This window comes from Pseudoalteromonas sp. XMcav2-N (assembly GCF_024124545.1).
Classification (GTDB): Bacteria; Pseudomonadota; Gammaproteobacteria; order Enterobacterales; family Alteromonadaceae; genus Pseudoalteromonas.
Genome location: NZ_JAMXSF010000002.1, coordinates 376,322 through 402,039, shown reverse-complemented (window position 1 = coordinate 402,039; position 25,718 = coordinate 376,322). Strand labels below are relative to the sequence as shown.

Genomic DNA, 25,718 nt, shown 5'->3' with positions numbered 1-25,718 from the left:
AAAAACTCCCAAAGCTAGCGTAACGGAAGCGCTTGACCGGAACAAGTTATTTGCGCTCAATCACTCTGAGTTGACTTAAATTAAAGCCAAGATTGATGTCAGTTTGTAGTGAAACGAGTGTTTTACTCAAAATAAAGTCATCCAGACCCGCCTCTAGCTTGCGTCGGGTAGTCGACGAGAGGCTTGATTCATTTAAGGCTTGTTCAACATCACCGAACTCTGTTATCAGGTCAATGGCGGTTTTTTTTCCTACACCTTTAACACCTGGGATATCATTGGTTTTATCACCCATTAACGCCCATAATTCTGTGAGTGCATGGTAGGGTACTGAAAACTTTTCCAAAATTTGCTGATGACTCATATAGGATTGCGAAAAATAGTTGTAAACGGCCACTTTGTCTGAACACAGAGGCAAAAACCCTTTGTCCGTTGACACGATCACTGAGGGCACCTGGTTGTGGCTTGCCTTGCTTGCCAGCGTGGCAATAACATCATCAGCCTCATCTTGCTCCGGGAAAAATGTGGTAATACCGCACGTTTTAAACCCTTCGGCAATCAGGGAGAGGTTTTGCTTGAGTGACTCAGGCATAGGTTTTCTGCTGTGCTTATAATTTGCGTAATAATGATAACGCCAGCTGCGCTCGCCATCAAAAACGGCAATAGCATGGGTTGGTTCAACGCGTCGAAGCAGTTTTGTGCAGGCATTGCTGACACGAGCTTTACATGATTGCATGACTTGCTGTTCACTCACCCCGTGTTGATCAACATCAATTGCGTAGATTCGCCGAATAAGGTTAAGTGCATCAATAAGAAGTAGTTTTGCCATGTGTGAATTAGGGGGATTTCTTAGAGGTTTAAAATAGGGGGTAAGGCAGCACCTTACCCAAGTGTCATGATTTTATTTCATAGCAGGGCACATAAGTGCTGCCGGGTAATTTCATTCTGCCTTGTGCAACAAAAGCGTGTAGCAGCTTGTCCATATCGCTCATTAAAGAAGCGTCACCGCTGAGGGTATAAGGCCCTTTCTGTTTGATGGCAGTGATACCTTGTTCCTTTACATTACCTGCTACTATACCAGAAAACGCTCTGCGCAGGTTGGCAGCCAGATCTTGCTTAGGCTGCGCTAAGTGTAAATCCAGGGCTGCCATATTCTCGTGAGTCGGTTCAAATGGTTGCTGGAACTGATCTTCGATTTTCAGTGTCCAGTTAAAGTAATAGGCATCGCCTTGAACTTTACGATATTCTCTGACCTGCTCCATACCCCTGCGTAACCTCTGTGCAACTTGCTCAGGTTGGTCAACCAGCACTTCAAATTTACTCAGGGCTTCTTTGCCCAGTGTTTTCTCTACAAAATCACAGAGCTCGTCGAAGTAGGCCTTTGCCGAGCTTGGGCCGGTTAATATAACAGGCAGCTGCTGCTTGGCGTTATCCGGGTGGAGTAAGATCCCGAGCAGATAGAGCAGCTCTTCAGCTGTGCCTGCACCGCCAGGAAAAATGATGATGGCGTGTGCAGTTCTGACAAACGCTTCCAGGCGCTTTTCTATGTCAGGCAGGATCACTAGCTCATTGACTATCGGATTTGGCGGCTCGGCAGCAATAATGCTGGGTTCAGTCAATCCAAGGTAGCGGTTACTCGTTATCCGCTGCTTAGCATGGCCAATAGTCGCGCCTTTCATAGGGCCTTTCATCGCGCCCGGGCCGCACCCGGTGCAGATATTCAGGCCTCTGAGTCCAAGTTGGTAACCTACTTCTTTTGTATATTTATACTCTTCTTCATTGATAGAGTGACCACCCCAGCAGACAACCATATTGGGGTCGGTGTTAACTTCGAGTGCATCGGCATTACGCAACATATCAAAGACCATGTGCGTAATAGCTCTGGGATCTTTAATCTGTTCCTCGTGGCGCTGACAGATGAACAAAATATCTCTGATCACGGAAAAAATGTGCTCATGGATCCCGGCAATGATTTGACCATCGACGAAAGCGGATTCTGGAGGGTTTGTCAGCTCTATTTTTATACCACGCTCACGAGCAATGAGCTTAATATTAAAGTCCTGATATTTGTTGTAAATCTCGTAGCTAGAGTCTGTATGACTGCCTACATTAAGTACTGCTAAAACACAATTTCTGAATAGCCGATATCGCTCAATCGTTGAGGACTGTTGAAGCAGATCGACTTCTAGTTTAGAGAGTAGATTAAGTACACCTGTTGGGTTCAACTGTACATGCATAGGCAGTCTCCTTGTTAATCACGTAAGCAAAGTTTATCTCTGCCGCTGTTTTTAGCTTCATACAGGGCTTCGTCGGCACGATCAAAGGCCGTCAATTTGGAATCGCCTTCTTTTAGCTGTGTTGCCCCTAATGAGATAGTGATCCTCACTTCTTTGTCTTTGAAGCGAAATGGAATTGATTTAACCGTCGTACGAATTTTTTCCAGCGGTGCATAGGCTGCTTCAATTGGCATACCAGGCATAAGAATGACGAACTCTTCGCCGCCGTATCGTGCAATAAAATCAGATTTACGGATAGATTTTTTCAGTGCACGCGCAATCACCTGAAGTGTTTTATCTCCTGCACTGTGACCATATTTATCATTGATAGATTTAAAGTGGTCTACATCAACAACGACTAAAGTAACGTCATTGCCCTGTATCTCAAACAAATGAAATTCCTGGCTGTATCTATCATCAAAGGCCGATCGGTTAGGCAGTTTGGTTAAGCCGTCCAGAAGACTTTTAAATCTTTGCTCATTAAGCCGCTTTTTGTAGGTATTGACTTTGTTCTCAAGTACATTGATACGACTATTAATCGTATCAAAGCTCTCGAGCAAGGCTTCTTTGTCCCGGCGCTCGATGTTTTCACGCTCCACTAAGTCCTTGCTTATCTGAGCAAGCTCATCGTCGACTAGCCCCTTAAGTTCGGCAATTGAGGAGGCTTTTTGAGTGTTTTCCGTTAGCCGTTTGATTTTTGATTCAATACGTTCATTTAACGCATTGAGCTCTTTGTTGATGGACTTGGAATGACTCGTGGTATCTAAGATAGATTTATGTAATTCTTCCAGAGTTTGGTTTAAAGATACCAAAAAACCTTGAGCTGATTGCCTTTCACGTGCGATCGACTTAGCAAAAATTCGAATAACAGCAATCGCATTCTCCAGCAAGGAGTCTATATCTGAATCGGTCGAAATGCTGTGCTTGATGGCTTTTACTTCGTCAGCTACATCATCTTCAAAAACAAGTTCATTGGTCAACCCAAGTAATTCAGTTGCTAACTCTGGGTTGTTTTGTTGTGTCGAAGTGTCAATGTCGTATTTGGCATCAAAGACCTGAAGATAAAATTGTAAAAGCTTATCAAGTAAAGGAACAAACTCTGGGATAGCATCGATGTCACCCAGTTCGTTGTCGAGCAAGTTGCGTAACTTGCGACGGGTATCTTCTGGCACCCCACGTAGCTTTTGCAGCTGCTTACCCGCACTTTGAATATGTGTTACAAGATTGCGGTGATTGGCAGAGTTAGTGCTATCTAGCTGTTTTAATTGAACACTGGTATTGTCGATCAAGGGAGCAAGGTGCTCGAAGTCCATCCCCTTTGCAAGTGCACTACGATACTTAGCCAACAGATTGTCTAAAGACACATCTTGTCCTTTACAACCAAGGGTGAGCTTTGCAGCAAATTCAGACAGAGTATCTACCTGCTGTTTTCTCGCTTCTTCCAGCGCTTTTCTTGCTTCAATTGCTTGTGATAGTTTTTTCTCTAATCGCGCAGTATTATCAGTCACAGAAACCTAACATTCTTATTTTAACCTACTCATTAGCAAGTCTACATCAAATTACTGATTAATGTGGAAGATTTTAAGTCGTAGATCTGCCTATTTTGGCCGTTGACTCGTCGTATTTGGTGGTATTGGCTCAGACTTTTTTGTTAGCTTAGCCCTATATTTGCTATTTTACTGTTACTCTATGAAAAAAACCTGTTCCCTGCTCATTGCTTTGAGTGCTTTCCCTGCGTTTGCAGATGTTGAATATACCCTGACTATTACAGAACCAGAACACCACCTTGGCGAAGTTGAAATTACCTTTCCAAAGAGTGCCCAGGCGCACATGGATATCAAACTCGCTGACTGGCGAACCGGACGTTATGAAATTCTTGATCTTGCAAATGGGATTCGCGCATTCGATGCGGCCGATGCGAATGGGCAAGAACTTGAGTGGCACAAAGTAGATAAAAGCACCTGGCGTGTTCATCTTGATAGTCCTACTGAGGTGACAGTGAACTATCAGGTATATGCAAATGAACTCGGCCTCAGAGCGAGGCATATTGATGATAGCCATGCTTTTGTTGATGCCTCGGGCTTTTTCATGTTCAGCGAATCATTTCGTAACGAGCCGGTTCTGGTTCAAATGAAGGTACCTGAGCAGTGGCGTTCCGTCTCAGGTATGGAATTCGCGGGGAACAAACATCGCTTTTCTGCGGCTAACTTTGATGTTCTGGTAGATTCTCCAATCGAGTCGGGGATTAATCAACTGCACTCGTTTCGTGTTGATGACCGGGACTATGAATTGGTGATCTGGGGTGAAGGTAACTATGACGTTGACCTGATGCTCAGCGACCTGAAGAAGCTCGTGCAAACGGGCAGTCTAATCTGGCAGGATTATCCTTATGAGCGCTATGTTTTCATGGTTCACGCGACCAGCGGCGCCAGGGGCGCTACGGAACATCTGAACTCAACCATTATTCAACGCCACAGAGATGCCTTTGCCAAGCGTGATGATTATATCGGGTTTATTTCAACTGCAGCCCATGAATTTATCCATACCTGGAACGTAAAAAATTACCGTCCGGCCGGACTTGTGCCCTATGACTATGTCAACCCAAATTACACTGACTTGCTTTGGTTGTCGGAGGGCTCTACCAGCTACCTCGAAGACTTTCTGTTGCTTAGTGCAGGGATCATTACTCATGAAGAGTATTATAAAGGGTTAACTAAGCGACTTAATCGCCATCTGAAAACACCGGGTAGAGAAATACAAAGTGTTGCGCAAACCAGCTTTGATAAATGGATTAATCAGGGCGGCGATCACGGTAAAAATTTCAGTACCAATATCTACTCAGAGGGGGCTATAGTTTCCATGATGCTGGATATTAAGCTGCTGGATGACAGTGATGGTAAGGTAAGTTATCGCGATGTTCATAGCATATTGGCACAACGTCATAGCCTGCCAGAGTCGTTTAACAGTCAGGACGTGCTAAAGATCCTGAATGAAATCAGTGGCAAAGATTACACCCAGTGGTGGGAGAAGAACATTGACACGCCGTTTATATTGGATGTAGATACCTTGATTGAAAAAGTGGGACTGGCTTATCAATATCCTGCAGGTAGTCAGACTATTGCCGGTTTTGACGGTCAGGCAAAATCAAACGGCGAGTTGCTTGAGTTAAGTCATGTGGCACGCAACGGCAATGCGTGGCAGGCAGGATTAACAAGTGGCGATAAACTGGTGGCACTTAACAAGCATCAGGTGAGAAATACATTGGACAAAACAATGGCACTGTTTGAGCCTGGGCAAAAGGTGGTTGTTGACTTTATTCGTCGCGATAAACTGATGTCTGCAGAAATGACACTGAGCGAAGTACAATCAAAACCAAAACAGGTCACAGCACTGCCGCAGCCTACGCAGCGTCAACAGATGTTGTATCGCGCCTGGATGGGTGTGCCGCATCCTAATGCGGGGCAAACAAGCCAATAAGCACGACACAAAAAAAGGGAGCGGAGGCTCCCTTTTTTAAAATCGATTAAATTACATAATTCGCGAAAAGAAGCGTGATTTCTTGGTGCTTGAGCGATTGCGGCGCATAGAAGAGCGGATCTGAGAGCGCGTACCAGCTAACCAGCTTTCGCGGTCAACTTTTGCGGCATCACCACGGCGCGCTTCTTCAGTTGCGCGGAAGCCGCAGAACTGACGATAAGCACTTAAATCCAGAGACAATTCCTGCAACACCAGCTCAATCATGATGGCATCATCAATGTAACCAAGCACAGGAACGTTATCAGGTACAATGTCTTCTGGCTCACTGAAGTAGGCAAGAGATAACATGATTTCGCGCTTTTCATCTTCGGGCATTTGCCATTCTTCATCTTGTACCGCATCGATAAGCGCTGCAAGTGACATCATGCGGGTGCGTACAAACTCAGGTAAGTTAGACTTCTCCATGTTGTTGACCAGCTCTTTGGCTTTGCTGATGATCTCTTCGTCGCTTAAGCCTTGGCTTTTTTCGATAGTCGCATTCATCATGCTACGAAAATGAGCCAGATCGGCATCGGATAATTCAAAGTTGATTTCAATTGACACTGGATTCTCCCTGAGGATTTTAATTTTTTATTGTGATGTCTGAAGTTAGGCGGTTACAAGCAGGTTGTCAAACTCACCTTAACTGCTAACAACACTATGCCACTTTAGGTACTAATAATTAAGAGCGGATCAAAGATTTATTAAAGAATGCGGCGTGTTTGTTGTCAAATTAGACAAAGTCTGGGCATATGATAGCCATCAGGCTCCGACTGTTTTATTCCGTTACTTCTAAAGTGATCACCCAGGGTAACTGGCGGTCCAAGCCTTTACCCTGGTTGAGATTAATACTGCCTTTGTTGCTTAAGCTGGTATAACGTATCTTGTTGGTGGTAATTTCGTTGCTTTGCCAAGATGATCCCAGACACCTGTTTAACTGGTTTTTTACTGACTGAAACTCTTTGTTGGTTTCAGCTTTTGAGCTCAGAGACTTTGTGCACTCATAGGCTATACGGCCATTACTATATTGATTAATTTGGCAACTGTTCTTAAGCAAATGCGCTTTGGGCTGCCACGCACTCATCAGTGATGAACTCACTTTTGCCCCTTTTAACTGCTCAAAACCGTTTTGCACGCCCTGTGTAAGAGCAAGTACTTTGTCACAGTCACTCATTGTATCAACGCGTTGTTGCGTGTCTTGTGGAAGTTGCTGGCATGCTGCAAGCAACAATAAGACTGCAGAGGTAGAAATTATGCGAGATGGCATGGTCACGTCCTTTATCTTAAGGTAATCGCCTGTTGAACCAGACAGGGTAGTTCAACAGGCACAGGCTTTAATAAACTATAGATAAAAAAGCGCAACGGAGCTTATTTATGACGCTGACTAAGCGTTTGTGTTACTTGCTCCAGAGATAAACCGCTGCGCTGAAGCAGTACAATCAGGTGGTACAACAAGTCAGCAGACTCATTACATAATTCGTTCTGGTCTCGTTTCATCGCTGCAAGTGCCACCTCTACGCCTTCTTCTCCTACTTTTTGACAGCTACGGCTAAGGTCTTTTGCGAATAAAGAGGCGGTATAGCTTTGTTCAGGGTCTGCGTCTTTACGCTCACAGATCACCTGCTCAAGCTGTGACAAAAAGGAAATGGCCGGACGGGCATCGCCAAAACAGCTTTGTGTACCAAGATGGCAGGTAGGCCCAGCTGGGTCCGCCAGCAGTAACAAACTGTCGCGGTCACAATCAGTATAAGCTGAGACTAGTCTCAGGACGTTTCCTGATTCTTCACCTTTGGTCCACAGCCGCTGTTTTGAGCGAGAGTAGAACGTGACAAGGCCTTTTTCAAAGGTTGCGTTGAGTGCAGCCTGATCCATAAAGCCCTGCATCAGGATAACACCGCTTTGTGCGTCCTGAACGATGGCGGGGATCAGCGCCATTTTATCAAAATCTAGAGTTGTGAGGTTGTCCGGAGTGAGTTTCATAATCTGCAAGGCACCTTGTTAGCCGCTAAATATTGTTTAAGTGCATCAATTTCAATGAGCTGTTTGTGAAAGACACTGGCTGCCAGCGCGCCATCGACGTCGGCTTGCTGAAATACATCAACAAAGTCCTGCATAACGCCCGCGCCGCCAGAAGCAATCAGTGGTACGTCACATTGTTTGCGAATGTTGCTAAGCTGTTCAATGTCATAGCCTTTTCGTACGCCATCCTGGTTCATGCAGTTGAGAACAATTTCCCCGGCTCCAAGATCCTGAACACGCTGTACCCATTCACTGGTTTTATAGCGTGTCTGGCTCGCACTGTTAGGGTCGCCGGTTAGCTGGTACACCAGGTATTCGCCGGTGTTGGCATCAAAAAAGCTGTCTATACCAACGACCACGCATTGTTTGCCAAATTCATCGTGCAGCTCTTTAATGAGTTCGGGCCGCGCGATTGCCGGGCTGTTAATGGAAATTTTATCCGCACCTTGCTCTAGCACCTTTGCGGCATCTGCCACTGACTTAATGCCACCGGCGACGCAAAAAGGAATATCAATATGGCGGGCTATGTCCCTGACCCAGTTGACATCCAGCAAGCGTTTCTCAACGCTGGCACTGATCTCATAGAACACCAGTTCATCGGCCCCGGCCTGACTGTAAAGCGCGGCAAGCTCAAGGATCTCGCCAACGATTTCGTGTTGTTTAAACTTAACGCCTTTAACAACCTGACCATTTTTGACATCGAGGCAGGGGATTATGCGCTTTGATAACATGCGATTGCCTCCTCAACAGTAAATGCGCCATCCAGTAACGACTTACCCAGAATAATTCCACTTACGCCCAGTTCAATCAACTGACGAATATCATCTAAACTGCTTACGCCACCCGAAGCCTGAACCCGAACGCCTGGACTGTGCGCGACGATTTCCTGGTAGAGTGCGAAAGAGGGGCCTGTCATGGTGCCATCTTTACTGATGTCCGTGCATAAGAAATCATACACGCCCAGCGTCAGGTAAAAATCAATGAGTTCGAACAGGCTTAACTGAGACTCCTCGAGCCAGCCATGGGTGGCAACTGCCCAACCTGATGCGCTGCGTTTTACATCCAGTGCGATGACAAAGCGCTCGGCACCAAACTCTTCAATCCATGCGGCAACTTCTTCTTTGCTATCTACGGCCATGGAGCCAATCACCACTTGTTGCGCACCCGCTTTAAGCCATTGCTTCACGTCTTCATAACGACGGATCCCGCCACCAACCTGATAAGGGGCCGTCAGCTCGGCTGTGGCTTTCTGGATCTGTTGCCATTGCTTCTTTTGTGGATCGCGCGCGCCTTCCAGGTCAACCAGGTGTAATTTAGCGGCGCCCGAATCCTGATATGCTTTTAAGCGACTTGCCAGTTCGAACGGGTAGAACTGTGCGGTGTCATACTTGCCCTGATACAGGCGTACAATCTGGTTTTGTAATACATCTAATGCAGGAATGATCATCATCTTGTCCTTATAATTGCCAGTTCAGGAAGTTATTCAGTAATGTTGCACCTACTTTAGCGCTTTTCTCCGGGTGAAACTGCATACCGGCATAGTTGTCTTTGGCAACCACGGCAGAAAAACGCGTGCCATATTCACTTTCGACCAGTGTGCTGGCGTTGCTGGCGTGGGCAAAGCTATGGACAAAATACACCTGTTCGTCTGGGCTTAGCCCTTGTGTCAGGGGATGTGCCTTACACACAGATAAGGTATTCCAGCCCATGTGCGGACTGGTTAACTGACCGGTTTTAAGATAGCTGACTTTGCCGGGAATTTGGCCCAGACACTGAACGTTCCCTTCTTCGGTTTCGTCGCACAGCAGCTGCATGCCAAGACAAATGCCCATGAGTGGATTCTGATACTCCGCGATTGCCTTGTCCCAACCCAGGTCGCGCAGGCGTTTCATTGCCACAGAGGCATGCCCGACGCCGGGTAACACCGCTCTGTCAAATTGCTTTAGCTGTGCCGGGTCGCGGATCACTTCTGGATTCACACCCAGACGTTCAAAGGCAAAGCGCACCGAGTTGATATTGGCACAGCCCGTGTTAATGATGGCAATCATAAGCACCCCTTAGAGCTCGCAGTTTGCTGGCTGGTATCTTTGGCGATGGCCATACGCAGCGCTCGCGCAAAGACTTTAAACAAGCCTTCAACCTGGTGGTGGCAGTTACCTTCGCTTACCGACAGGATCAGGCTGATGTTGGCGTTATCTGCCAGCGACTTAAAGAAGTGCTCAACCATTTGTACATCCAGATCACCCACTTTTTCGCGACTAAAGTCGGCGTTCAGCACAAATGATGCCCGGCCAGATAAGTCCAGCTGACACTCAGCTTTGCATTCATCCATTGGCAGCGCAAAGCCATAACGGGCGATCTGTGACTTAGTACCGAGCGCCTGTGTCAGTGCCTGGCCAAGGGCAATGCCAATGTCTTCTACCAGGTGGTGCTCATCAATGTGCAGGTCGCCACTGGCTTCTATCGTCAGGCCGATGTTAGCGTGAGTGCGAATTTGATCCAGCATGTGGTCAAAAAAGCCAAGGCCTGTGCTGATAGACCCGACGCTATTTTGATCCAGGTTAAGTGCCAGATTGATCTGCGTTTCTTTGGTATTACGTTGTACTGATGCCTGACGGTTTTGGGTCGTCAGGCGGGTGACAATTTCACGCCAGTTATCGTTATAAAGAATACCCTCAATACATAGATTGTTAGCCAGTTCAACATCGGTTTGTCTGTCACCAATCACATAGGAGTTTGCAAGATCAACTTTACCCGAGCGCATCAGATTGGTCAGTAAACCCGTTTTAGGTTTTCGGCACTGACAATTGTCTTCGTCAAAGTGTGGGCAAATCAACACGTCTTCAAAACGGATCCCCTGACTGGTAAAGATCACCATCATTTGATTGTGGGGCAGGGCGAAGTCTTCCTCTGGAAAGCTATCGGTGCCCAGTCCGTCCTGATTTGAGACCATGACCAGCTTGTAGCCGGCGGCCTGCAGCGACAGTAAAGCCGGGATCACGTTAGGCAACAAAGCCAGTTTTTCCAGGCTGTCTACCTGCTTGTCCGAAATAGGTTCTTCAATTAACGTACCATCCCGATCGATGAATAAATAAGGTGTGCTCATTGTTGTTGTTCTGCCTGTGGTTGTGTCAGCCAGCGTCTGACTTGTTCTAATTCCTGCTCGCTACCAATTGAAATGCGTAACCAATTATCCTCTCCGAAGAGTGTAAAGGGACGCATGATAAGACCTGATTGCATTGCCTGTTTAATATCGTTTACCTGCCGCACCTGGACTGTAATAAAGTTGCCTTCGCCAATCATGACTTTGGCAATTTTTTCGGATCCTCTAAGTACTTCAGTGAGCTTTTCTTTAGCTTTATTGAGAATACTTACCTGACGGCGCATCTGGGTAATGGCATCCGGGGTTAACGCTTCCTGCGCGATTTGTGCTACTACTGCTGACACCGGATAAGGGGCGATGACCTTGCGGATTGGCGCAAGCACGTCGGGTGAAGCCAAAGTAAACCCGGTTCTGAGCCCGGCAAGGGCAAAGGCTTTTGACAGGGTGCGCAGTACTACCAGGTTATCGAAATCCGATAACAGGCTCGCCGCGGTGAGTTGTTCACAAAACTCAATATAAGCTTCATCGACGACGACCAGTGCTTTGCCTTTTAGGGCGGCTGCTATGGCTGCGATTTTATCTGTACTTATTGTTGCGCCGGTCGGGTTATTGGGATTACAGATAAATACCAGCTTGGCGTTGCCAACAGCGACTGCAATTTCTGCGGCGCTGCCTTGTTGCAATAGGCTCTGTTCAAGTGCTGTGATCCCGACATTGTGGGTATCTGCCGTTACTTTGTACATGCCGTACGTTGGCAGGAACAAAGCGATTTTGTCTTGTCCGGGTGTACAATAAGTACGTACTAACAGCTCGATGCCTTCATCAGCGCCACGCGTCATCAACACCTGTTCCGGGTTAAGGCCCGAATAACTGGCGTAAGCGTTGATTACCGCTTCGGGTTGTGGATCCGGATAGCGGTTAAGTGCTTTAAAGTTGAGGCTCACACGCCGTGAATAAGGACTTTCGTTGGCATTAAGCCAGGTTGTGCCGGTGAGCTTTTCGCTTTTTGCTGAACTATAAGCGCTCAGTGAGGCGATATTATCTGGTAATTGAATTTGGCTCATGCGTTGTTCTCCAGCCTGATTTTGACAGCATTGGCGTGGGCATCCAGGCCTTCCGCCTCAGCCAGGGGTAAAATGGCCTTGCTTAGCAACTGTAAACCCCCTTTACTGATCGTCTGTTGCGTGTAAGTGCGATAGAAGTCGAGCAGGTTGAGACTCGAATAGCAGCGACTGTAACCATAGGTTGGTAAGACATGGTTAGTACCTGACGCGTAATCACCCGCTGATTCTGGCGTGTAGTCACCAACAAACACAGAGCCGGCATTTTTAACTAAAGGCAGATAGGGCTCTGGTTCACCGAGCTGTAATATCAGGTGCTCAGGTCCGTACACGGCGCTAACCGCAAATGCTTGCTCAACATTTTCGACCAGAATAAGTGTGCTATTTTCAAGCGCCTGTTTGGCGATATCTGCTCGGCTTAGTTGCAACAACTGCTTGTCCAGCTCTCCCTGGACTTCAATGATGAGCTGCTTACTATTGCTCAGCAGAATCACCTGAGAATCGGGGCCGTGTTCAGCTTGCGACAGCAGATCAGCAGCTACGTAAGCCGGATTAGCGCGTTCATCGGCAATGACCAAGACTTCTGAGGGGCCTGCTGGCATATCAATGGCAAACCCCGGAAGCGATTGCGACAGTAGCTGTTTTGCCATGGTCACAAAGGCATTGCCGGGTCCAAACACTTTGTCTACTTTAGGCACGCTCTGGGTACCCAGTGCCATCGCCGCAACTGCACCGGCACCACCACTTTCAACGATCGTGGTAATGCCGCATTTTTTGGCCGCATATAAAATTGCAGGATCAATGCTTTGTTCACCGTTAACTGGCGTGCACAATACAACTGTTTGTGCCCCTGCCAGTTGCGCACAGACCCCTTGCATAAGTACAGAAGATGGCAGTGGTGCACTGCCGCCCGGAACGTACAGACCAACCGCTTCAATGGCTTGATACTTAAGCTCGCATATAACACCTGGTTGTGTTTCGAGGCGTTTTTCTACAGGCACTTGTAGTGCGTGAAATGCGTGAATATTACTGTAAGCCTGGTCGATGGCCTGTTTTAGTTGCGCTGAAATAACGCCTTCACTGGCCTGTATTTCTTCAGCGGATACCAGTAACCGAGGCTGAGCACGTTTATCGAACTTACGGGCGTATTCCAGCAACGCTTCATCACCGTTAAGCTCGACTTCAGCAATGATTTTTGCAACCACTTTTTCCAGCTCATCACTGATAGTTACGGCAGGGCGTTCAAGTGCTGCCTTTTGTTGAGCCCGGTTCGCCTCATTCCAGATAAACATGCGTGGTTACTCCATCATTTTTTCGATTGGCATAACTAGAATAGAGTTTGCGCCGAGTGCTTTGAGCTCTTCCATGGTTTCCCAGAACAGGGTTTCACTGCTGACCATGTGCAGAGCAACATATTCTTCGCTTCCCGCTAGCGCAAGCAGGGTTGGTTGACCTGTCCCCGGCAACAACGCACAGATCTCATCAAGTTTCGCTTTTGGCGCGTGTAACATAATGTATTTGCTTTCTTTTGCCTGCTTAACACCACGCAGACGGGGCATCAACTTATTGATAAGTGAGAGCTTATCGTCGTCATTGAGGCTGGCATTTTGGATAAGGCAAGCATTGGATTCTAAAATGGTGTCGCCCTGCATCAGGCCGTTTGCTTCGAGTGTTGCGCCGGTTGATACCAGATCGCAGATTGCATCGGCAAGGCCAGCACGAGGTGCTACTTCTACTGAGCCCGTCAGCATAACGACACTAGCATCGATCTGCTCTTGTTCGAGGTACTTCTTCAAAATCTCCGGGTAAGTGGTTGCTATGCGCTTGCCATTGAACCAGCTCTTGTCTTGGGCACCAAGCTCCTGAGGCCAGGCTAATGCCAGGCGACAATAACCAAAGTCGAGTTTTGCAAGTTGAGTGACTTCGCTGGGTTGTTGATTACGCTGGCGTTCAGCCTGAGTTTCCACCAGCACATTTTCACCAACAATACCCAAATCGCACACACCATCCATTACCAGACCCGGGATATCGTCATCACGGACTCTCAGGACATCGATTGGCATATTAGTAGAGTGGGCGATCAGACGCTGCTCACGTAGATTCAGTTTGATCCCAAGTTGTTTTAGCAGTGACTGGCAGTCTTTAGACAGTCGGCCTGATTTTTGAATTGCAATTCGTAAACGGTTGTTGGTGTTCATAATTTATTTCCTAAGTTTAAAAACTAAAAGCCCCGAGGGAACCTCAGGGCGAAAATAAATTATGTTGAGTGCTAGTTCGCCGGAGGTTCCTTGAAGGAATAACCCACCAGCGAAATACCTGACAGGTTATCCCGGTGTATGATGGTGATGATGGATAGCTGTCAGTGTAATAAGCATGTCAGATTCTCTTATTGTTTATCTAAAACGTGACGCGCCTTAGGCGCTCAAAATGTATTTATAGATAAACACAGGAGGGGAATTGCACGCAAGAACTTTTTTACATAAATTAAAGAATAAATTATAACTGTCGATAATAAAGGCATGAAATACCACGAAAAGAGGTGGGTTATGGATGCATTTAAACCGTTTCTGGCGCCGATAGTCAGACTGCAGGTTAGCCATGATGGGCCGTTTAAAGTTGCGGGAGTGCTCGATAATCGAACAGAAAGGATTAAGCGTAAAAAGCACTTACTGGAGATGGCGCAACAAAAACATCATGAGGAAGATGCCCGCAAAAAAGACGAAGATGATAGAGAGATCGACGACGAAGAACAACATTTAGATACATGGGCCTAATACCTAAGCCGCGGACAAGGTGTTTTGTCCGGGCTTAGTGCCTGGTTTTATCTTGGAGGGTCTATTTTGCCTGCAATGGAGGTATTAACCCTAAACCAACCTGCAATAGAGTATCTATCTCGTTTGGCGGGGAGTACTTCATGAGGAAACTCTTCACTTAAAAACAAGGCCAGTGTGCCATGCAAAGGGACTACTTTTATGCCTTCCAGGTCATGGTCATCCTGGTAGAGTACCATTTCACCGCCATCATTGTGTCCCCACCCAGGATTCAGATAGGTAACCAGCGAGAGGACGCGGTTGGTTTCACCTCTGAACGCGTCGTAATGGCGTTTGTAATAACTGCCACTGGCGTAATGGGCAAAATGACTTTCAAATGAAAACAGTCCCATAAATAGGCGACGGTTCAAAAACTGCTGTAACCGGCTGGTCCAGTCAAGCCAGCGCACCTGGGCGAATGCTATAACCCTGGCTCAGTAAATCATCAGCAATGAGTGAAAACAGTGTATCGTCTGTGGGCGAATCGCCGTGCGCTGCAGGAAAATGAACTAAAGCGGCCAACCTGATTTCCTATACTAAGTCATATCAACATCAAAAAGTGTGTCATTAAAGCAAAAGAGAAGAAGTAGTCTTAACCTCGTGGCTCTGGGCTTTATGGCTTGCTGCCTGCTTTGCTGCGCGCATCATAGTCATTTTTTATCTGTTGGCAAGCAAAATGTTTCAGCTAGTGTCTAATGGGGTATAATGTCTTAAAAATCATTGCGGAGTTGATTGATGAGCGTGAACAAAGAGCCTGAATCTGCGCAAGAAGAAGCAGTGCAGGTGGCATCGCCCTGTATACGCCATTGTTGTCTTGATAATAATGATGTCTGTGTTGGCTGTTATCGTACGCTAAATGAAATCATGAACTGGCAGTCATCCAGCAATGAACAAAAAAGAATGATTTTAGAAGCGTGCGAGAAAAGAAGAGCGCGCTGATGTGTGCTTGGTTGTATCTGCTGACAACAACCGCATCATAATATCCATGCGCCATAAAAATTAGAAATATATGAAGTTAGAAGCAAAGAGCGTTAAGTTTTTGTCTCCGGCGGATGAGCAGAGTTTTTTCGACCGGTTAAATGCGTTGTCTTGTGTTAATGATGTCTTTGGACAAGGGTTTTCGATAATCATTGAGACAGATAAGTCACTTGATGATGAAGAATTAAGAGAGATCATTGCTTTGTTTTATCGTTACAACGTCAATATGAAGCAGTTAAAGGGGTTTCTCAGTAAAGGCAACAGAGTATGGTTTAAGCACAATCAACAGTCATATTGGTATAAAAAGGTATTTGAAAGTCGATGAATGGTATCAATCTGTTTTTAAAGGTGTCTAGAAGTGTCGCCGTCGAGAAATAAACACGAGCTTGATTTAGTTAGCTATCTGGTGCTTCTAATCTTGTCTGATAAGCAAAAACACCTGGGCCATAAAATGAGTTGGTGTCTAATTTGACAGGGTTTAATTGAACCAGAACTGCAAAGCCAGGTACTTATTTTTTGGCTCGAGTACAATGTTATAAAACAACACGCTCGGTGCACCAGAGAATACAGGACTTAAAGGTTCTGACTGACCACTAAACAAAACCAGGCCTACTTGCGCTTACCCCTTATCCACCATAAAATTGCTCCGCCCAGTTATCATGCAGTGCTTATAATTTTGTCTATCACACAGTATTTTTCAGAAAACGGTCCCCTGGCTCGTCACTTTAACGGTTATCAGCCAAGACAGCCTCAAATCGATATGGCTGAAGCCATAGATCAGGTGGTCAAAGAGGGTGGACAATGTGTGGTTGAAGCAGGTACAGGTACAGGTAAAACATTTGCTTATCTGGTTCCGGCACTTCTGAACAATAAAAAGGTCATCATTTCAACTGGCTCTAAAGCACTTCAGGAGCAACTTTACCACAGAGATTTACCTGAGCTACTCAAAGCGCTTGGTAAGGGTCGCAAAGTTGCCTTACTCAAGGGCCGGGCGAATTACCTGTGTACTTATCGCCTGAATGAACACGTTGCACATGTGCCCAGTGACGACCCTGATGTCATGCACCAGCTGGCGATGGTGGCAAAGTTTGCCACAGAAACCCAAAGCGGAGACCTTGCGGACTGTGTCGGTATAGAAGAAGACGCCAAAGTGCTGCCTTATGTTAATTCCACAGCAGATAACTGTTTGGGTAAGGACTGTCCTGATTTTGCAGAATGTTACATACGTAAGGCCAGGTTGAAAGCTGCTGAGGCTGATCTGGTGGTGATCAACCACCACTTGTTTTTTGCCGATATGTCGGTGAAAGAATCAGGCTTTGCCGAGCTGATGCCAACAGCAGATACCTATATATTTGATGAGGCGCACCAGCTAGGCGAAATTGCATCCGATTACTTCGGAGAGTCCATAAGTACTAAACAGTTGCAGGCGCTGATTAACGATCTAAGACTCGTTTATCGCAGTGATATACCGGATATGCTGCAACTAGGCAAAACGCTGAACAAGTTAGAGACCAGTGTTGCAGATCTGCGGCTGGTGTTTGGCAGCGACGGAGCCCGAGGAGATTGGCGAGAAAAACTACAGGACAAGGTGATCTGTGATGCATTGCACAGAGTGATCAGCAATCTGGATTTTTTGTATCAGGTACTCAAGCTATGTCTCGACCGTTCAGACAAAATTGAACATCCACTGGAGCGAGTCTTATCTTTTAAAGGGCAACTTGATAGAGCCTTTGACGTTAGTTTGTCTGGCTTTAGCTATTGGTTCGAAACGACCCGACGCTTTTTGACAATTCATATCACGCCTTTGGATGTCTCCAGTCGGTTTAAAGACATGATGGCTAAGAGCGAAGCCAGCTTTGTATTTACCTCAGCAACTTTGTCGGTGGACAATAGCCTTGCGCACTTTAATGCCAGTCTGGGGCTTAAGCCTGACCACCTGGCTATTGTCGACAGCCCGTTTGACTATGAGTCGCAGGCCATGCTCTGCCTGCCTCGCTACCTTCCTGAAAGTAAAGACGAGCTGATGCCCCATGCCTTGGTAAAAATTGCCAAGCAGGTGATCAATGCCGCTAAAGGGCGAACGTTTTTACTCTTTACCAGTTACCGGGTCATGCATCTGGTGTACGAAGGACTGAGTACTGCAACAGAATATCCTGTGTTTATGCAAGGGCAAGCCTCTAAACGCATAATTTTGGAGCAGTTTGTTCGCCACGGCAATGCTGTGCTTATGGGAACGGCTTCATTTTGGGAAGGGGTTGATGTGCGTGGTGATACATTGAGCTGTGTACTGATAGATAAACTCCCTTTTACTTCACCTGACGATCCTCTGCTACAAGCCCGGATGAAAGATGCACAGCTGCAGGACAAAGAGCCGTTTGATGATATTCAGTTGCCTCTTGCTGTAATCGCTCTAAAACAGGGGGTTGGGCGTCTGATCCGGGATAAAAAGGACAAAGGTGTGCTAATTATTTGCGATAATCGCTTGGTTACGCGAAAATACGGTGAAACCTTTATTAAAAGTTTGCCACCCATGTCACGGACCCGTGATCTGGATAAGGCATTGTCATTTTTAGAGAATATTGACCAGCATGAAATATAATTTGCTTGCCCTGGATGCTTCAACAGAAGCACTGAGCCTGGCTTTGTCGTACAACAACAAGATCTATCGTCATTTTGAAGAATGTCCTCAGCAACATAGTCAGAAAATACTGCCCCTGATAGAACAGATTTTGTCTGACGCTGGTTGCCAGCTAAAAGATTTGGATGGACTTGTGTTTGGCCGTGGTCCCGGTAGTTTTACCGGAGTACGTATAGGGGTTGCTGTCGCCCAGGGGCTGGCTTACTCGGGCAATTTACAATTGGCGGGAGTCTCGACGCTGCAAGCGATGGCTCAGCAAGCGTTTGCTCAGACAACTGCTCAACAGGTACTGGTGGCTATTGATGCCCGCATGGGTGAAGTTTATCTGTGTAACTACACCAGAGGAGAGAATAATCAGGCCGTAGCGCTCACAGAAGAAACTGTGATTAAGCCTGAGCTCATAGAAGGTGACTATCAAGGCGTATTGGCCGTGGGTACCGGCTGGCAGACATATTCAGACGTTGCTGAGAAGCTGTCATTGGACCTGAATACAGACATTACGTTGCCTCATGCAGAGTACATGCTGATCACTGGTGCTGAACAGTTTGAAGCAGGACAGGTTGTGAATGCAGCAGATGCTCAGCCTCAGTATGTCAGAGATACGGTGACCTGGAAGAAGTTGCCTGGGCGCGAATAACAGGCTAATCTTGAATTGGTGCATTGTGTATTTGAGTGAAAAAGACTGATGAAAATCAACCAGCTTGTTCAAAATCAGGATACTTACCAGCTAAGGCAGTCGGTTACAAAACCTGCTGCCAGCGAAACACAGTCTCCTGTTCAAGCAACGACTAAGCTCAAGTTTTCAGATGCTGGGGTTGCACTCGCGCAGCAGTACAATGAAGACAAACGCGCTGTGATCTATGATCAACCCAATTACAAAACCAGTGTTGCAATCCAATCCTACAGTGCAATTCAAAACCAGGACCGACGTAGTGAAGTTCAATCTTTGCTCGGTGTGAGTATATATGCCTGACGCGGTCTGCCTTTTAGACTGGTATAGTTACTCACAATATCACTGACATCACGTTCAGCTATGTAAACTCCCTAAATTTACTATGAATATTTTTCAGCAAAAATTTAGTCAATTCATTTGTTTTAATCTGTTTTTGGAGTAATGTTAAAAGAAAAGAACAATTTATGGTTACGAGTTTGCTGAACAGATTTAACCAGTTTGCACTCAGGCTTTCTTCAAATACGATTGTTTTGTCCCTGCGTGAAGGCTACATTGCTCTTATCCCATTTTTTATCGTTGCTTCAGTAATCACTCTTTTAAATCAGTGGCTTGGAGACGACCTGAGCAAACTTAAGTATCAAGCTCTTGGCGACTTCAATACCCTGGTTTGGGGGATATTTCCTTTACTGACATTAATCTCTTTTAGTTACTATCTGTCAAAAAACTTAAAAATCCACACCATTGCTGGTCCAGTGTTGGTACTCGCCTGTTTTACGGCTACAACGGGATACATTGAAATAAGCCAGGGGAGCCTGACCATAGTGCATAGAAACGGTATGTTGTATTCACTACTTATGCCTGTGCTTTGCTGCTATTTACTGGCCCATATTGAACGGGTTCGCTGGCTCAGGCTGGTAGGGATTAGCTCGATTAGTCTTTTTTTGCGTAAACACCTTAATCTCATCATCCCTTACATTCTGGTCACTGCTTTGATCTTAATGGTGATCCCTGTGTTTGACCATTTTTCCGGACAGATACACAGTACTTTAAAACTACTTAACCCGACCTGGAACGTGTTCGAAAAGATTTCTGCCCAGTTGATTTTTTCACATTTACTGTGGTTTATCGGCGTCCATGGTGACAACACTTACCACTTATTAGTTTCCGGTGACCTGACCGATTATTTGGTGTTACCTCAGCTTTCGAGTTATGACTTTTATACCTGTTTTGTGATTATTGGCGGAACTGGTTGTATCTGGGGGCTGATCGTAGCGTCATTGCTACTCAAAAGTGCACGCCATGAGCGAAGCATTGCCATGATAGCATCGCCACTTGCCCTGTTTAATATCAGTGAGGTTATGCTCTATGCGCTGCCAATTGTGTTTAATCCTTACTTGCTCATTCCTTTTTTACTTAGCCCGCTGCTCAACGCCTTAATTGCTTATACTTGTATTTCAACCGGACTTATTTCACTGAACCCGGCAATGGATATTCCCTGGTTCACCCCTGTTTTTGTTAGCGGCTGGCTACTGACACAGAGTATCAGCGGCATTGTGCTGCAAGTGGTGCTGATCGCGTTGAATGCATGTTTGTATTTTCCATTTTTAAAATTTAATCGTGATCATAACTTGTCCGGCAAGGCGCTTGATGTGCTGCTCAAGCGGTTTACAACCGGAAGGTTGATAGAAGCCGGAGCAGAAAGCTCGTATACGCGCTCTCAACGAGAGGAGCAGATCAATGTTCATAGTCTGAAAGAAGTCACCGATGCCCTGAATCGGGGCGAGCTGATGCTGTTTTATCAGCCTAAAATAAACCCCTATACTAAAGATGTTGTGGGCTTTGAAGCGCTTTTGCGCCTGAAAGATTCGGATGGTCGAGTACAGGGGCCCTGGTTTCTTGCAACCTTAGAGCATCACGCACTGCTACATATCATAGATAATTTTGTTATCGACCAGCTGGAAGTCGATCTGGAACAATTCGCCCGGGCTGGGTTCAGGCCAAAAGTGAGCTTTAATATCTCTCCGCAGAATTTACTAACAGGCGGCTATAAGCGCATTGTAAAGGCGTTTGCGGATTACCCTGGGCAAGTTGAAGTCGAGTTGCTTGAATCAAGTTACATCGAAGACTTCAACCGAACGGTTGATGTAGTTAATTTACTTCGTGAACATCAGATAGCCTGCGCAATGGACGATTTCGGCACAGGTTATTCATGTCTTTCAGTGTTGTCAAAGCTTAATATAGACACCATTAAATTAGACCGGAGTTTATTACCTGAGAGTTATAACAGTAAGTCTGTGTCTTTGTATACCAATCTGTCTGAGATGATCGCCAAATTAGGGTTTCGGTTAGTGGCAGAAGGTGTAGAGACCAAAGAAGAAGAGAAATTGGTTAAGCAATCACAAGTAGATTGTGTACAGGGGTTCTTATACTACAAGGCGATGCCTATTGATGAGGCAATGAGCCTGTTAAAAGATCAGTGTAAGGACACAACAGAGCAAGTGGTTTGATAACAATGGGCCTGTTGTCCAGGCCCGCAAAAAAGAGGGGTTATTTGGTAATATAAGAGATGAGCTTATCTGCGATCTGGGTATTGTTCAATGACCCGATAAAGGCATCGCGGCCTTCTCCGTAGGCAAAGATTTGCACATCAATGGCGGTGTGGCCCTTTGTCGTCCATCCGGTAAAGCTGGCACCATTGATCAGTTTATTAGTCGCCTTATAGAACGCCTCTTTTGACTCCTTTTGTGCACTTGCCAGGTGCTTTTTGGTCTCTTTGTCAAAAGGTAAGCCCGTCAACTCGGTCCAGGAACCAGCCATTAGTTCAGGCTTCATTTCGTACAGGGTATTGGTCAATTCCTTAACTGAGACTTTAACTTTCGCAACAACATCTGCCTTCCATTCATAAACGCCATTACTTCCGAGGGTCAGGCCACCGGTTGAGTGGTCTGCAGTGACAACCAGTAAGGTGTCTGGGTTAGCATCTACATATGTTTTCGCGAGAGAAATCGCGCCGGCGAAATCATCCATCTCTTTCATTGCACAAGCAATATCATTGGCATGGCCACACCAGTCAATCTGGCTGCCCTCGATCATGACAAAAAAACCTTGTTCATTATGTTTGTGCAGTAATGAAAGGGTTTTTTCGGTCATCGTCGTAAGGCGATTTGGCTGTTCGCTATCTATGGCGTGAGGAAACGCTACCTCTGCAAATAACCCTAACGCCGGTAAGCGATTTAGTGAATTCAAATTGTTAAATGAGTCTGCGTATTGATAACCTGCCTGCTTAAACTCATTGACCAGGTTCCTGTCGTCACGAATGAAGTATTTTGTACCTCCACCTAGCATTAAATCGACAGGGAGTTGGCCTGCAACCTTGTTGTCTATGTAGTCATCGGCGATTTCGTCATAGTTGCGGCGTGACTCGTTATGTGCTGCAAAACTCGCTGGTGTGGCGTGGTTTATCTGTGAAGTTGCTACTAATGCCGTCGTCATACCTTGTTCTTTTGCCATTTCGAGCATCGTCTTAAGCGCATGTTTGTGGGTGTCCACAGCGATAGCGCCATTGTAACTTTTAGACGCTGTGCTGAGTGCGGTTGCGCCTGCAGCACTGTCCGTGACTACGGTATCATCATCCGGATAGGTGTGTGCCATACCGACCAGTATTGAGTCAAACACAGTGGGTTCAACAACTTTGGTTTCTTTAATGTCTTGCATATAGCGATAGGCGGTTGTAAACGCAGGTCCCATGCCGTCGCCAATCATGTAAATGATGTTTTTTGGTGCTGCCAGGGCTGTGTTAGGCAAGGTACAACCCAGTGCGAGCGCAAGAGCGCTAATTTTTCTTATCATAGAAGGTCCTTAATTTTCCCGTGTGTCTGCTCGCCTCAGTGCCAGGGTAATCACTGTTGATGGGTGATTAATGCTTTGCACGCGAGCCAGAATACGTAGAATATTAATGTAAAGTGTTCAATAAGAATATGAATTTATGTTGATTGCTAATAAAAATAAGATAAAACAAGGGAAAGTTGCCGGGCTCGCTTACCAGGAGCTGGGCAAGGGGAAGCGGACGGTATTGATGCTTCATGGCTGGCAGGATAATAGTAACAGCTTTGTGCCTATGTTGTCGAAATTGCCAAGTGACCAGCTTGCAGAATTCAGGTTTATAGCCTTAGATTTCCCAGGGCACGGCCAATCAAACTGGCGAGGCCCAGACGCTCATTATTATTTTGTTGAATATGTTTATGATATCTTGAGTTTTATTCGTTATATGAACATTGAGCGTTGTGATATTGTCGGCCATTCAATGGGCGCCTTGGTTGGGGGCTTGTTTACAAGCTTATATAAAGAAAAAGTCGAGTCGTTGACTTTGATCGATGGTATAGGGCTTTTGTACCAAAGTGATAAAAATGCCAGGCAACAGTTGCTACAGGCATTTACGTCGCGAGACTCATTAGATAAAAACATTGATGCGCCAAGGCGACTTTTTGCTGACAAGCAGGCCATAATTAAGGCAAGGGTGAAAGTGAGTGATTTCAGCGAAGAAATTGCTGCTATATTAATGGAGCGAAATATTGCCATGTGTGAGGAGGGGGCACGGTTAACAACAGACCCAAAATTGAAACTACCCTCGACAACGCGTTTTTCGCGTGCTCAGGCGTTAAACTTGCTGCAAGGCATTGAAACACCTACTTTAGCAGTAATGGGGGCGTCCGGTTTTGCGCAGATGAAGCATAGTTTGACACAATTTTCTGATTGTTTTAAAAGGTTTACGTGTATTGAAGTCGATGGTGGGCACCACTGTCATATGGAAAATCCGGAGCAAGTGTTAGAGAAGATCTTAACGCATATTAAACATCCGAACCTTTCCTGATTGTATATTTATGCCAAATGTGGGACCATCTCAGCTTTAGAGTATTTACTCAATTGTTTATGTACCTTAATTATATTAAGGTAAGTTCAATATAAAAAATAACGAGAACACAGGAGCTAAGAGTGGAAAAAATCTGGTTAAAGCGCTACCCCGAAGGGATGCCGGAAACAATCGACCCAGAACACTACAACTCGCTGCTAGAATTATTCGACAACAGTTTTAAAGAGTTTGGCCAGTTACCAGCGTATAGTAACATGGGCAAAACAATGACTTACCAACAAGTTGATGAAGCGACCAAGGCCGTTGCCAGTTACATCCAAAATACCCTTAAACTAGGTAAAGGGGATAAAGTAGCGGTTATGATGCCAAATCTGTTACAAACACCAGTAACAATTCTGGGTGTGCTACGAGCCGGTTGTACCGTGGTGAACGTAAATCCGCTGTATACGGTGCGAGAGCTCGAACATCAACTTAATGATTCTGAAGCGAAAGCAATATTTATACTGGCGAACTTTGCGCATACCCTTGAAAAGGCATTACCTACAACGGGCGTTAAGCACATCGTCGTAACACAAATTGGAGATATGCTGGGTGGGTTCAAAAAGCATTTAGTCAACTTTGTGGTCAAAAAGCTAAAGAAAATGGTCCCTGACTATACGCTTCCTGATGCTTTACCTTTTGCGCACGCAATGAGCGCAGACCCAGCTCACTATAAGGCACCTGATATCACGCTGAACGACCTCGCGTTTCTTCAGTACACAGGCGGCACAACGGGTGTGTCTAAAGGGGCAATGTTGACTCACGGAAACATGGTTGCAAACCTTGAACAGGTATCAGGTTGCCTTGATAAAGTACTTGATAAAGGGCGTGAAGTCGTAATCACAGCATTGCCGCTTTATCATATCTTCGCATTAACTGCGAATTGCCTCACCTTTATGAAATACGGTGGCCACAACATTCTGATCACTAACCCTCGCGACATGCCTGGCTTTGTCAAAGAGCTTTCAAAGTATCCATTTACGGCCATTACGGGTGTCAACACTTTATTTAACGGGTTGTTAAACACACCTGGATTCTCAGAGCTAGATTTCTCTACCTTAAAAATGTCGCTTGGTGGCGGTATGGCGGTACAGCGTCCGGTTGCTGAGCGGTGGCAGACTGTGACTAAGAGCAAGCTGATGGAAGGCTATGGCCTGACAGAATGCGCGCCTTTGGTTACCATTTGCCCCTGGGATCTTGACGGCTACAATGGCTCAATCGGTTTACCAGCACCAAGTACTGAACTTAAAGTTATCAATGACAGCGGAGAAGAAGTACCGCTGGGCGAGCCTGGTGAGCTATGTGTGAAAGGCCCGCAAGTTATGGCTGGTTACTATAATCGTCCCGATGCAACGGCTGAATGCTTGCAAGACGGTTGGTTCGCAACCGGTGATATTGCCATCTACGATGAAGAAGGCTTCTTCTATATCGTTGACCGTAAGAAAGATATGATCTTAGTGTCTGGTTTTAACGTGTTTCCGAATGAAATAGAAGAAGTGGTCGCGATGCATGATGGTGTGCTGGAAGTGGCTGCTGTAGGTGTGCCACACGAGGTCAGTGGCGAACAGGTTAAAGTTTTTGTCGTGCGAAAGGATCCATCTTTGACAGAAAAAGATATAATAGGTCATTGTCGCGATAAGCTAACCAATTATAAAGTCCCTAAGTTGGTCGAATTCAGAGATGAATTACCAAAGACCAATGTCGGCAAAATATTGCGTAGGGCATTAAAGTAAAAAGA

At 45.9% G+C, this 25,718-nt stretch carries 26 protein-coding genes; 10 read left to right on the top strand and 16 right to left on the bottom strand.

What is annotated here, in order from left to right; genetic code table 11:
- Window positions 1–46: 46 nt before the first annotated feature.
- The 3 genes from xni to NH568_RS04530 all read right to left on the bottom strand — a co-directional run bounded on the left by xni (window position 47) and on the right by NH568_RS04530 (window position 3,781).
- A complete protein-coding gene (xni, locus tag NH568_RS04540; protein ID WP_253044893.1) occupies window positions 47–826 on the bottom strand; it encodes a flap endonuclease Xni in 780 nt (259 codons plus the stop codon).
- A gap of 64 nt (window positions 827–890) precedes the next feature.
- Window positions 891–2,234: a nucleotide 5'-monophosphate nucleosidase PpnN gene (gene ppnN, locus NH568_RS04535; protein WP_253044889.1), complete on the bottom strand. Its 1,344-nt coding sequence runs from the start codon at window positions 2,232–2,234 to the stop codon at window positions 891–893.
- A gap of 14 nt (window positions 2,235–2,248) precedes the next feature.
- Window positions 2,249–3,781: a GGDEF domain-containing protein gene (locus NH568_RS04530; protein WP_253044885.1), complete on the bottom strand. Its 1,533-nt coding sequence runs from the start codon at window positions 3,779–3,781 to the stop codon at window positions 2,249–2,251.
- A 181-nt stretch (window positions 3,782–3,962) separates the two neighbouring features.
- On the opposite strand from NH568_RS04530, the gene NH568_RS04525 reads away from it, so the two are divergent.
- Window positions 3,963–5,750, top strand: coding sequence for a M61 family peptidase (locus NH568_RS04525; protein WP_253044882.1), 1,788 nt, complete (start codon window positions 3,963–3,965; stop codon window positions 5,748–5,750).
- 51 nt (window positions 5,751–5,801) lie between these two features.
- Here NH568_RS04525 and NH568_RS04520 read toward each other — a convergent pair whose 3' ends face one another.
- The 10 genes from NH568_RS04520 to hisG form a co-directional block, all read right to left on the bottom strand.
- Window positions 5,802–6,353 carry a YkvA family protein gene (locus NH568_RS04520; protein ID WP_054016644.1) on the bottom strand — a complete coding sequence of 184 codons (552 nt, stop codon included), beginning with the start codon at window positions 6,351–6,353 and terminating at the stop codon, window positions 5,802–5,804.
- 214 nt (window positions 6,354–6,567) lie between these two features.
- Window positions 6,568–7,056, bottom strand: a complete 489-nt coding sequence (locus NH568_RS04515) for a hypothetical protein (protein ID WP_253044880.1) — start codon at window positions 7,054–7,056, stop codon at window positions 6,568–6,570.
- A gap of 101 nt (window positions 7,057–7,157) precedes the next feature.
- Window positions 7,158–7,769, bottom strand: a complete 612-nt coding sequence (hisIE, locus tag NH568_RS04510) for a bifunctional phosphoribosyl-AMP cyclohydrolase/phosphoribosyl-ATP diphosphatase HisIE (protein ID WP_253044878.1) — start codon at window positions 7,767–7,769, stop codon at window positions 7,158–7,160.
- Window positions 7,766–8,539: an imidazole glycerol phosphate synthase subunit HisF gene (gene hisF, locus NH568_RS04505; RefSeq protein ID WP_253044874.1), complete on the bottom strand. Its 774-nt coding sequence runs from the start codon at window positions 8,537–8,539 to the stop codon at window positions 7,766–7,768. The genes hisIE and hisF overlap by 4 nt, the downstream gene beginning before the upstream one ends.
- Window positions 8,521–9,255 (bottom strand): 1-(5-phosphoribosyl)-5-[(5-phosphoribosylamino)methylideneamino]imidazole-4-carboxamide isomerase, encoded by a 735-nt coding sequence (hisA, locus tag NH568_RS04500; protein WP_253044949.1) that lies wholly within the window; start codon window positions 9,253–9,255, stop codon window positions 8,521–8,523. The genes hisF and hisA overlap by 19 nt, the downstream gene beginning before the upstream one ends.
- Window positions 9,256–9,265: 10 nt before the next feature.
- The gene (hisH, locus tag NH568_RS04495) at window positions 9,266–9,856 is read right to left on the bottom strand and encodes an imidazole glycerol phosphate synthase subunit HisH (protein WP_253044871.1); all 591 of its coding nucleotides are present in this window, start codon (window positions 9,854–9,856) and stop codon (window positions 9,266–9,268) included.
- Window positions 9,853–10,914 carry a bifunctional histidinol-phosphatase/imidazoleglycerol-phosphate dehydratase HisB gene (hisB, locus tag NH568_RS04490; protein ID WP_253044868.1) on the bottom strand — a complete coding sequence of 354 codons (1,062 nt, stop codon included), beginning with the start codon at window positions 10,912–10,914 and terminating at the stop codon, window positions 9,853–9,855. The genes hisH and hisB overlap by 4 nt, the downstream gene beginning before the upstream one ends.
- The gene (hisC, locus tag NH568_RS04485; protein WP_253044865.1) at window positions 10,911–11,975 is read right to left on the bottom strand and encodes a histidinol-phosphate transaminase; all 1,065 of its coding nucleotides are present in this window, start codon (window positions 11,973–11,975) and stop codon (window positions 10,911–10,913) included. Before hisC ends, hisB begins: the two co-directional genes overlap by 4 nt.
- Window positions 11,972–13,264 (bottom strand): histidinol dehydrogenase, encoded by a 1,293-nt coding sequence (gene hisD / locus NH568_RS04480; protein ID WP_253044862.1) that lies wholly within the window; start codon window positions 13,262–13,264, stop codon window positions 11,972–11,974. Before hisD ends, hisC begins: the two co-directional genes overlap by 4 nt.
- Before the next feature lie 6 nt (window positions 13,265–13,270).
- A complete protein-coding gene (gene hisG, locus NH568_RS04475; RefSeq protein WP_253044860.1) occupies window positions 13,271–14,170 on the bottom strand; it encodes an ATP phosphoribosyltransferase in 900 nt (299 codons plus the stop codon).
- Between the two features lie 348 nt (window positions 14,171–14,518).
- Here hisG and NH568_RS04470 point away from each other — a divergent pair, with 348 nt between their 5' ends.
- A complete protein-coding gene (locus tag NH568_RS04470) occupies window positions 14,519–14,746 on the top strand; it encodes a hypothetical protein (protein ID WP_253044857.1) in 228 nt (75 codons plus the stop codon).
- Between the two features lie 47 nt (window positions 14,747–14,793).
- Here the strand turns inward: NH568_RS04470 and NH568_RS04465 are convergent, their stop codons facing one another.
- Window positions 14,794–15,192, bottom strand: coding sequence for a 2OG-Fe(II) oxygenase (locus tag NH568_RS04465; RefSeq protein WP_349287979.1), 399 nt, complete (start codon window positions 15,190–15,192; stop codon window positions 14,794–14,796).
- Window positions 15,179–15,304, bottom strand: coding sequence for a hypothetical protein (locus NH568_RS23940; protein WP_290444113.1), 126 nt, complete (start codon window positions 15,302–15,304; stop codon window positions 15,179–15,181). Before NH568_RS23940 ends, NH568_RS04465 begins: the two co-directional genes overlap by 14 nt.
- Before the next feature lie 213 nt (window positions 15,305–15,517).
- Between NH568_RS23940 and NH568_RS04460 the strand changes: the two genes are divergently transcribed.
- The 6 genes from NH568_RS04460 to NH568_RS04435 all read left to right on the top strand — a co-directional run bounded on the left by NH568_RS04460 (window position 15,518) and on the right by NH568_RS04435 (window position 21,578).
- Entirely contained in the window at window positions 15,518–15,721 is a 204-nt protein-coding gene (locus tag NH568_RS04460; RefSeq protein ID WP_253044855.1) for a DUF1289 domain-containing protein, read from the top strand.
- Window positions 15,722–15,791: 70 nt separating this feature from the next.
- A complete protein-coding gene (locus tag NH568_RS04455; RefSeq protein WP_253044853.1) occupies window positions 15,792–16,085 on the top strand; it encodes a hypothetical protein in 294 nt (97 codons plus the stop codon).
- A 345-nt stretch (window positions 16,086–16,430) separates the two neighbouring features.
- The gene (locus NH568_RS04450) at window positions 16,431–18,359 is read left to right on the top strand and encodes an ATP-dependent DNA helicase (RefSeq protein ID WP_253044945.1); all 1,929 of its coding nucleotides are present in this window, start codon (window positions 16,431–16,433) and stop codon (window positions 18,357–18,359) included.
- Window positions 18,349–19,035, top strand: coding sequence for a tRNA (adenosine(37)-N6)-threonylcarbamoyltransferase complex dimerization subunit type 1 TsaB (tsaB, locus tag NH568_RS04445; protein WP_253044850.1), 687 nt, complete (start codon window positions 18,349–18,351; stop codon window positions 19,033–19,035). Before NH568_RS04450 ends, tsaB begins: the two co-directional genes overlap by 11 nt.
- Before the next feature lie 48 nt (window positions 19,036–19,083).
- Window positions 19,084–19,371 carry a hypothetical protein gene (locus tag NH568_RS04440; RefSeq protein ID WP_253044848.1) on the top strand — a complete coding sequence of 96 codons (288 nt, stop codon included), beginning with the start codon at window positions 19,084–19,086 and terminating at the stop codon, window positions 19,369–19,371.
- Window positions 19,372–19,535: 164 nt separating this feature from the next.
- Window positions 19,536–21,578 carry an EAL domain-containing protein gene (locus NH568_RS04435; RefSeq protein ID WP_253044845.1) on the top strand — a complete coding sequence of 681 codons (2,043 nt, stop codon included), beginning with the start codon at window positions 19,536–19,538 and terminating at the stop codon, window positions 21,576–21,578.
- A gap of 40 nt (window positions 21,579–21,618) precedes the next feature.
- On the opposite strand, the gene NH568_RS04430 is transcribed toward NH568_RS04435, so the two are convergent.
- Entirely contained in the window at window positions 21,619–22,920 is a 1,302-nt protein-coding gene (locus tag NH568_RS04430) for an alkaline phosphatase (RefSeq protein WP_253044841.1), read from the bottom strand.
- Window positions 22,921–23,056: 136 nt separating this feature from the next.
- Here NH568_RS04430 and NH568_RS04425 point away from each other — a divergent pair, with 136 nt between their 5' ends.
- Together NH568_RS04425 and fadD are read left to right on the top strand one after the other, a co-directional pair.
- A complete protein-coding gene (locus NH568_RS04425; protein WP_253044838.1) occupies window positions 23,057–23,941 on the top strand; it encodes an alpha/beta hydrolase in 885 nt (294 codons plus the stop codon).
- A gap of 122 nt (window positions 23,942–24,063) precedes the next feature.
- Window positions 24,064–25,713: a long-chain-fatty-acid--CoA ligase FadD gene (fadD, locus tag NH568_RS04420; RefSeq protein WP_253044834.1), complete on the top strand. Its 1,650-nt coding sequence runs from the start codon at window positions 24,064–24,066 to the stop codon at window positions 25,711–25,713.
- Window positions 25,714–25,718 lie beyond the last annotated feature (5 nt).

What these genes read in the sequence shown, in the direction of transcription:
- xni (WP_253044893.1), bottom strand. Translation starts at nt 826, where the DNA reads ATGGCAAAACTACTTCTTATTGATGCACTTAACCTTATTCGGCGAATC.
- ppnN (WP_253044889.1), bottom strand. Translation starts at nt 2,234, where the DNA reads ATGCATGTACAGTTGAACCCAACAGGTGTACTTAATCTACTCTCTAAA.
- NH568_RS04525 (WP_253044882.1), top strand. Translation starts at nt 3,963, where the DNA reads ATGAAAAAAACCTGTTCCCTGCTCATTGCTTTGAGTGCTTTCCCTGCG.
- NH568_RS04515 (WP_253044880.1), bottom strand. Translation starts at nt 7,056, where the DNA reads ATGCCATCTCGCATAATTTCTACCTCTGCAGTCTTATTGTTGCTTGCA.
- hisIE (WP_253044878.1), bottom strand. Translation starts at nt 7,769, where the DNA reads ATGAAACTCACTCCGGACAACCTCACAACTCTAGATTTTGATAAAATG.
- hisF (WP_253044874.1), bottom strand. Translation starts at nt 8,539, where the DNA reads ATGTTATCAAAGCGCATAATCCCCTGCCTCGATGTCAAAAATGGTCAG.
- hisA (WP_253044949.1), bottom strand. Translation starts at nt 9,255, where the DNA reads ATGATCATTCCTGCATTAGATGTATTACAAAACCAGATTGTACGCCTG.
- hisH (WP_253044871.1), bottom strand. Translation starts at nt 9,856, where the DNA reads ATGATTGCCATCATTAACACGGGCTGTGCCAATATCAACTCGGTGCGC.
- hisB (WP_253044868.1), bottom strand. Translation starts at nt 10,914, where the DNA reads ATGAGCACACCTTATTTATTCATCGATCGGGATGGTACGTTAATTGAA.
- hisC (WP_253044865.1), bottom strand. Translation starts at nt 11,975, where the DNA reads ATGAGCCAAATTCAATTACCAGATAATATCGCCTCACTGAGCGCTTAT.
- hisD (WP_253044862.1), bottom strand. Translation starts at nt 13,264, where the DNA reads ATGTTTATCTGGAATGAGGCGAACCGGGCTCAACAAAAGGCAGCACTT.
- hisG (WP_253044860.1), bottom strand. Translation starts at nt 14,170, where the DNA reads ATGAACACCAACAACCGTTTACGAATTGCAATTCAAAAATCAGGCCGA.
- NH568_RS04470 (WP_253044857.1), top strand. Translation starts at nt 14,519, where the DNA reads ATGGATGCATTTAAACCGTTTCTGGCGCCGATAGTCAGACTGCAGGTT.
- NH568_RS04460 (WP_253044855.1), top strand. Translation starts at nt 15,518, where the DNA reads ATGAGCGTGAACAAAGAGCCTGAATCTGCGCAAGAAGAAGCAGTGCAG.
- NH568_RS04455 (WP_253044853.1), top strand. Translation starts at nt 15,792, where the DNA reads ATGAAGTTAGAAGCAAAGAGCGTTAAGTTTTTGTCTCCGGCGGATGAG.
- tsaB (WP_253044850.1), top strand. Translation starts at nt 18,349, where the DNA reads ATGAAATATAATTTGCTTGCCCTGGATGCTTCAACAGAAGCACTGAGC.
- NH568_RS04440 (WP_253044848.1), top strand. Translation starts at nt 19,084, where the DNA reads ATGAAAATCAACCAGCTTGTTCAAAATCAGGATACTTACCAGCTAAGG.
- NH568_RS04435 (WP_253044845.1), top strand. Translation starts at nt 19,536, where the DNA reads ATGGTTACGAGTTTGCTGAACAGATTTAACCAGTTTGCACTCAGGCTT.
- NH568_RS04430 (WP_253044841.1), bottom strand. Translation starts at nt 22,920, where the DNA reads ATGATAAGAAAAATTAGCGCTCTTGCGCTCGCACTGGGTTGTACCTTG.
- NH568_RS04425 (WP_253044838.1), top strand. Translation starts at nt 23,057, where the DNA reads ATGTTGATTGCTAATAAAAATAAGATAAAACAAGGGAAAGTTGCCGGG.